Raw genomic sequence first — 6,733 nt, 5'->3', positions numbered from 1 at the left:
TATTCGTGGAAATGCCACACAAATATCCGACCATTACTACCCAATTATTAACGGCATCCAGCTAAAAAGAATTACTGCCTTAAAGCCAGGTCAAACCATGAAGGATTTGCCAGAGGAACTACAGCATAAGTCATTTAAGAAGAGAGCAAATAGGCGCGTTGCTGATGGCATGCCCACAGAAAAGCGAGGTGGAGCGCCATCGGGACTTAAAAGACTGATTGGAAATGAGCCGAGCTTAACCATCACTGGTGCTGCCACCAGAGAGTTAATACACCCAGTCGAAAACAGACCTTTAACGATAAGAGAGGCAGCACGAATTCAAACCTTTCCAGATGATTTTGTATTTTGTGGGAATGCCTCTCATAAAATCCAGCAAATAGGCAATGCAATTCCACCAATTTTGGCTCGTGTATTTGCTGAACATATCCGTGATGATTATGGCTTCGAGGGCGATCAAGACAATGAAGGTCGCATGCTGGGCTTTTTGCTTACAAAGGCAGGGGCTATGAGCCCAGCTTTAAAAAATACAGAAGTTTTGCTTAATAGCCTGATGGAAACCAATAAAACCGATCAAGGTAAGCATTCAGCTAATGCGCTACGTCCCAGGGTCGAAGTCTGTGCCACCACAGGCTAGAAGCCTGTGCCACGCTGCATCGGTTCAAACCCTCTTAACTATTGCCTATTGCCTTTTGCCTTTTGCCTTAAAGGGATAAGCTTTGTCCTCATGACTCTAAGAATTGCTATATATGTCAGATTTGCTTAAAAGAATTACCATTAATCCAAGACAGTGCGGTGGTCGCCCTTGCATTCGCGGTATGAGAATTAGAGTATCGGATATACTCGATTTATTTGCAGCTGGACTTACTGCTGAGCAAATCTTAGCAGAAATGCCTGATTTAGAGGCAAATGATTTGCAGGCAGCGCTTCTCTATGCCTCACGTAAGCTTAATCATCCGGTGCTAGTTCCATGACAATTTGGGTAGACGCAAATTTGTCGCCTGGGATTGCAACTTTAGTTACACTCCTTTCTGTTTATAATTTTTGCCTTGATAGTAGTTTCTTCAACAACTTTCTGTTTGGCAAGTTGAACGATTGCTAAGTCAAGAGGATAATCTTGTAACTGTAATCTATCTCCCTTGAGGTTAATCGTATAGTTAGATTTATCGAGTTTTTCTCTCGTTGTCAAAAATTCCCATTGTTTACTGGATTTGACTTTTAAAGAGCCTTCAAGAAGTATTGTTGATTTTTTTTTGTCGTATTTTTGTAGCTTCTTCTTGAGAACATCACTGATGTTATTTTTACTATCAAATTTTATCTGCATTTCCTCAGTAGTAGTACAGTGATATACTTTTTCCGAGATATATTTTCCAATTACAATACTTAAAAAGGACATACCCAGGATTCCTAGGGCGATTAGTATAATAACTCTAAAATTAATTAGGGGTTTCCTCGGTATGATCGAATTATCTTCCTTTTGATCAATCTCTAGCTTTTGAGGTTTAGAGTTAACCTGGAATGGTTTTAATTCTTCGAGTAGTAAAGGACTACTCGAATCATCCATACTACTTAAGGAAAGCATACTGGAAGGAATGGCTGGATGGGGTTTGATATGCTCCCAAAATTCTGTGTAACCTTCTGTCAGTCGCTGATGAACGTCCTCAATGTTTTGATTGGAAATATTAACCTGATTTTTGCTCTTAATACCCTTAACAACTATCCCCTCAATTATATCAATTTTTCTACCAAATTCATCTTTTAGGATATCATCTCCTTCTTTAGAGTTAAGGTCTTTTTCGGTGGCTTGGATGATTCTAAAAACTATGGTAAAATCTCCGGCTTCTGTTCCAACAATTTGCCTGATAAATCCTTTTCCTGGTTCGGTTAAATCTCCATCCGTTACTCTCGCCAGTAAGTTAGGAATCTTAGCATCACAGATGAAATCAGGAGCGACCACTGTTCTGTAGTCAAGATAGCGGTTACGGCTTACTAAAAAAGGCCAAGCGTTAATACTCATAGTTACAATTTAATAAATTTAGTTTTTACATTGATTGATGACAAGCAACTCGTTGCCCTGATCGAGTTGGCGTAGCTATGAACTCTTAAATTACGTTTCATTAAGGAGCAAGCCAGGAAAAAGGAGCGAAGGGAATATTCCGCAAAATCCAGTAGGCTAAAATTATTTTCAACATCCACCAAATCCAAGCCGGTTTGATGAAAATTTGGGAAACTTTCCGTCCTGTGAACACAGGTAAACTGTAGCAAATGTAGGAGTAGATTAGGTAAGGCAATGACAACACCATCAGGGGATTCAGTCCAAAGGCTGCCCAGAGATTACCATGAAGTAATTGATGAAGTCCTCGCAGTGTGCCACAGCCCGGACAATACAAACCAGTTAACGTCCGAAATGGACTAGGAGGGTAAAGTTGTCCTGGTATAGCAGGATCAAAAAAATACAGAATTATAGCTGAACCTAAAATAATTGATGATAAAACTTTTACCTTCAATTTTCTTCTAGCTATGGCAGACAGAGAATATAAGTATGTTTTTTTCATGAGACTATGATTGTGAACGTTTAGTGGATTTTTGGTTTAGGGTTTTAATAACTATATACGAAGTAAATATATAAAACCATAATTATTGCCCCGGATATAAAACTAATCCAGCACCATTTTTTAGCATTTTCTGATGCTGTAACTGCGCCTTCGTCGTCTCCTAATGTTAATTTTGTATTAACTTGAGCCGCGTAGACAATTGCAACAATTCCAAAAGGTACACAGCAGAATAGAGTTACTAAAATCGCTTGCGGTAGATAGTTAGGAACATGGGAGTGCATAGGTTTACTTGAACTAAGGTTTATACAAGTTTCCAAATTTTAATCGTTCTGTCGAAACTGCCACTAGCTAAGCTTTGATTATCTGGACTAAATGCTAGGGTAGTGATAGGACCAGTGTGCTCAGTTAGAGTAGAGAGTAGAGTTGCGGTTGATAAATCCCACAGCTTGATCGTGCAATCATAACTTCCACTGGCCAGGATGCGGTTATCTGGACTAATAGCGAGGGAAAAAATTGCTCCGGTATGTCCTGTCAACTCATACCTCCGATTGCGGGTTTTCGGATCCCACACATAGAGTGTTCCGCCATAACCACCACTAACCAAAATATTACCATCGGAACTAAAGGCTAAAACCTTGACAAAACCAGGATGATCGCCCAAATTATATAGTAATTTGCCAGTGTCGAGTTCCCAAAGTAATACTCTCTTATCGCTACCACCACTAGCGAAAATGCGCCAACCGGGGGCAACAGCAAGGGCGTAAACAGAGCCTTGATGTCCGATTAAACTGTTGATGAGTTTACCTCCATTAGTTTCTAATTGCCAGACTTTTACAGTTTTATCCCGACTAGCACTGATCAGTGTATGCCCATCGGGACTAACCGCAAACGCATTAATAAGGTCAGAATGTCCCTTCAATGGTTTGTATATGCGTTTGCATTTATTGGCATCCCAAACCTTAATGGTATTATCTTCACAGCTGGTAAATAGTCGTTTATCGTCTTGACTCAGATTTGCCCTTACCCAACCTGACCTTTCACGCACCATTCCTTGTAATTGTTTTCCCGATACAACTTGCCAAAATCGAACGCTTCGATCATGACTCGAACTGAACAAGGTTTGTCCATTGGATGTGAAACCAACGGAACACACGACGTTTCGGTGTCCTTTCAGCGTACGAATTAGAGTTGGATTCAATAAGTTTTTATTGAGGAGATTTACAGGTTCCCGGTCGATAATTTCTCCTCCCAAATTAGCTGCGGGAAAATTTACCTCAAATTTTTGGAGATGATCTACGAAAGTACCAACCAAGTAATTAAGTGCAGTTTCCTCATCCTTGACCTGTTGCAAACGTTCTTCCCGGTTGGGAATAGGCAAGTCAGATTGTGGATTTAAAAAAGACTTAATTTGCTCGTACAAAGATAAAAATATATTTTTATCTTGAATCTGTTGATCACTGTCTTGATGGCCTGATTGTAAAGTATTAATATAAGCATTTACTCGATCAATCAAGACACAAGCAATAGGAATCTCTAACTGGAACGGTTTAGGAATTGCGCCAGGATTCTTTTTCATCGTTCCATCAGGCTGGAGGGTGGCAAAGTCCGAACCAATAGAACTTATAGGAATCAGACGCACTGGACAACCAGCATTGACTCTATTGTGAATAACAGCCTTAAACTCAGGAACTTTTTCTAATAAGCTTTCTCTTAATTCTGAGAGCTGATAACGACTTTCAAGCAGATCCCATTTACTAATGATAAAATGAACTGGTGTGTCTTTTTTACATCTATCTAACAATCCCATGATGTGAAATAAATGCCTAAGCAACCAATCCTGAACATCTGGAGTATTTAGGTCTTGGTCTTCCATGAATTTAAATAATTTGAGACCATCAATAATCGCCAAGACTGCATCAGCCTTAGGAACTTCTTTTTTAAAATCAACAAAAATTCTTTTATCTTCTAATTCTTCATCTGGTAATATATCTGTAATTAATCCTCCTGGATAGTCAATATAGGTAAACTGACAAACTGGAAATTTTTCAAGATTAGGATTATTGACACAACAAATAAACTCCCACTTAGTTATATCCCTTGTTCTACGAGGCCAGTCACCTTCCCCGACAACTTGGGAATAGATTTCACAGAGTTCTTTATCCTGCTGATCTTTGGGAGCTTTCAGAAAAAAGCCTTCCTTACCTTGAATCGATAATTGCTTAAAAAGACTAGCCAAAAATACAGTTTTACCAGCCCCAGATGCTCCTAAAGTAATAATATTGTAATTTTTCATAGTCATTGCTGGAATCTTGGCTTTGATAAGGATGACATCTATTACTTTAGTTAATCTATGATTATTTCAGAGTCATAAAAATCTTGGCTAAGTTTATTGCTAATATACAAAAAACTTGTCACAGCACTTTTAAGGGCTGTTGTTTTATCTTGAATTTTTTGGATACTTTCATCTCGTTTTTGACGCAATTCATTCAATTCAGTTATTTTTTTGTCATTAGCTTTAACTTGTTTTCTTATTTTTGCTAATACAAAATTATCAATTTTGTTGAAAATTGTTTTTTTAATAATCTCTAGTTGTATATTGTCCTTATCTTCCTCTAGGTAATTTGATACCAAAAACTCAACAATCATATCAATCAATATATCGAACTTCAAGATACCCTTTAAGAAGTTATTGAGTAATTGTAATTTATTAAATTCACTATCTTCTCGAATCTTTTCGTTACTAAGAGCAATGAGGTACTGAATCTTTACCTGAATCTCTTTCTCCACAAGATCCGGTATCACACAAGACATAGGAACTTCCATGTGAAAAGGACGTGGAATTGAGCCAGCAATCTTTTTCATACTGCCATCAGGTTGAGGTGTTGCGAAACCAAAACCAACTGAACTTACTGGAATAAGGCGTACTGGAGAACTTTCTCTATTTCGTTCAAGAACTAATTTTTTAAACTCAGGAATTTCCAGGAGACGATCGCTTATTTCTTGTAAACCAAAATTATTTTCCAGCAAATCCCATTTGCTGATTACGAACTGAATTGGTGCTTGAGAATGCGACATCCAGTTGATTAGTGCTGGTAAGTCTGTGTTTAAAAAATTATCAATCTTATTGTCTTCATTGCTATTGGTCAGTAATGCCTGGATTTTTTGACCATCTAAAAGACCCAAAATTGCATCAGCTTGTCTGATTATTGCTTGTAGCTCATGAGCGTTTTCGTCGATCGCCGTTAATCGTCCGCCAGCATAATCAAAATAACTAAACTGACAAATTGGAAAGTTTTCCAGATTACGATTCTTGACACAACACGTAAATGTCCACTCGGATATCTCCTTATATTTCGTTGGATCAGGCCAATTTCCAATAATCAAGTTTGTATAAATATCAGTCAGTCGCTTCTGTTGTGTGAAATCCTCAACTTCAAGATAGAATCCATGTTCCCCTTGGATGGATAGGGACTTAAACATACTGGCAAGGAATACAGTCTTGCCAGCACCAGATGCTCCTAAAGTTAATATTTTGTAAGTTTTCATGGTGTAGGGTAAATTATAGGACAGCGTGAGGTAAAACCACCCAGATTGATCTCAGAGATGTCGCCGAACAAAGGTTCTTTTAAAAACTGGGCTTATGGTCAGTATTCAGCTAATGCACTACCGACTGAATCCTGAGTAGTGATAGCTAATTTTTAAGTATCTATAGATTTATCCGGCTAATCATCACAAGTTATGCAGGAAATTTTCAATATCAGGTTGATTTCCCACAGGTCTTACCAACCAAGAGGGTGCATCTCATGTTTGCTGTTTGACCCGGTGGGTGTAACGGGCATCTTGCCCGTTACAATCGGGCGGGCTTTACCAACCCTGGCGCTCTAGGCGAAAAATTAGGACGACCGCCCCTAACTCACCCTACGCAATTGACTATTGTGTTAACACATTTTTGGTGAAAATGCAAGGGTTGGAAAAAACTATTGCACTGACGCACTACATTGCTCACCAGCCCATAAAAGAGCGATCGCAAACTGCGCAGTTAGCGATCGCACACATACAACTATTTCCTCAAATCCCCCCTTAATCTCAAATCCCCCCCTTATTAAGGGGGGTTAGGGGGGATCCCCCACTCCAAAATCACTGCAACCCTTCCAACAACTGTTGCAACGCCCTATCAAGAG

At 38.9% G+C, this 6,733-nt stretch carries 8 protein-coding genes; 3 read left to right on the top strand and 5 right to left on the bottom strand.

Going from position 1 to position 6,733, the window contains the following annotated elements; all coding sequences use genetic code 11:
- Both F6K57_RS34165 and F6K57_RS34160 read left to right on the top strand, forming a co-directional pair.
- Window positions 1-634: DNA cytosine methyltransferase (locus tag F6K57_RS34165; protein ID WP_293072364.1), on the top strand; the 634-nt coding region annotated here is incomplete at its 5' end.
- A 112-nt stretch (window positions 635-746) separates the two neighbouring features.
- On the top strand, window positions 747-971 hold the full coding sequence (locus tag F6K57_RS34160; RefSeq protein ID WP_287254276.1) for a DUF433 domain-containing protein: 225 nt from the start codon (window positions 747-749) through the stop codon (window positions 969-971).
- 41 nt (window positions 972-1,012) lie between these two features.
- Here the strand turns inward: F6K57_RS34160 and F6K57_RS34155 are convergent, their stop codons facing one another.
- The 5 genes from F6K57_RS34155 to F6K57_RS34140 form a co-directional block, all read right to left on the bottom strand.
- Entirely contained in the window at window positions 1,013-2,014 is a 1,002-nt protein-coding gene (locus F6K57_RS34155) for a hypothetical protein (protein ID WP_293072363.1), read from the bottom strand.
- 100 nt (window positions 2,015-2,114) lie between these two features.
- On the bottom strand, window positions 2,115-2,552 hold the full coding sequence (locus F6K57_RS34150; RefSeq protein ID WP_293072362.1) for a DUF2752 domain-containing protein: 438 nt from the start codon (window positions 2,550-2,552) through the stop codon (window positions 2,115-2,117).
- A 44-nt stretch (window positions 2,553-2,596) separates the two neighbouring features.
- Window positions 2,597-2,833, bottom strand: a complete 237-nt coding sequence (locus F6K57_RS42275) for a CD225/dispanin family protein (protein WP_364305267.1) — start codon at window positions 2,831-2,833, stop codon at window positions 2,597-2,599.
- A gap of 20 nt (window positions 2,834-2,853) precedes the next feature.
- Entirely contained in the window at window positions 2,854-4,845 is a 1,992-nt protein-coding gene (locus F6K57_RS34145; RefSeq protein WP_293072361.1) for a WD40 repeat domain-containing protein, read from the bottom strand.
- Between the two features lie 50 nt (window positions 4,846-4,895).
- The gene (locus F6K57_RS34140) at window positions 4,896-6,098 is read right to left on the bottom strand and encodes a hypothetical protein (protein WP_293072360.1); all 1,203 of its coding nucleotides are present in this window, start codon (window positions 6,096-6,098) and stop codon (window positions 4,896-4,898) included.
- Between the two features lie 406 nt (window positions 6,099-6,504).
- Between F6K57_RS34140 and F6K57_RS34135 the strand changes: the two genes are divergently transcribed.
- Window positions 6,505-6,636 (top strand): hypothetical protein, encoded by a 132-nt coding sequence (locus tag F6K57_RS34135; protein ID WP_293072359.1) that lies wholly within the window; start codon window positions 6,505-6,507, stop codon window positions 6,634-6,636.
- Window positions 6,637-6,733: the final 97 nt, after the last annotated feature.

This window comes from Moorena sp. SIO4A5 (assembly GCF_010672005.1).
Classification (GTDB): Bacteria; Cyanobacteriota; Cyanobacteriia; order Cyanobacteriales; family Coleofasciculaceae; genus Moorena.
Note: the sequence above shows the minus strand (reverse complement) of the source record. Positions and strands in the feature narration are given on the sequence as shown.

Bases quoted from the DNA above. Each gene is read 5' to 3' on its own strand.
- F6K57_RS34160 (WP_287254276.1), top strand. From the start codon at position 747: ATGTCAGATTTGCTTAAAAGAATTACCATTAATCCAAGACAGTGCGGT.
- F6K57_RS34155 (WP_293072363.1), bottom strand. From the start codon at position 2,014: ATGAGTATTAACGCTTGGCCTTTTTTAGTAAGCCGTAACCGCTATCTT.
- F6K57_RS34150 (WP_293072362.1), bottom strand. From the start codon at position 2,552: ATGAAAAAAACATACTTATATTCTCTGTCTGCCATAGCTAGAAGAAAA.
- F6K57_RS42275 (WP_364305267.1), bottom strand. From the start codon at position 2,833: ATGCACTCCCATGTTCCTAACTATCTACCGCAAGCGATTTTAGTAACT.
- F6K57_RS34145 (WP_293072361.1), bottom strand. From the start codon at position 4,845: ATGAAAAATTACAATATTATTACTTTAGGAGCATCTGGGGCTGGTAAA.
- F6K57_RS34140 (WP_293072360.1), bottom strand. From the start codon at position 6,098: ATGAAAACTTACAAAATATTAACTTTAGGAGCATCTGGTGCTGGCAAG.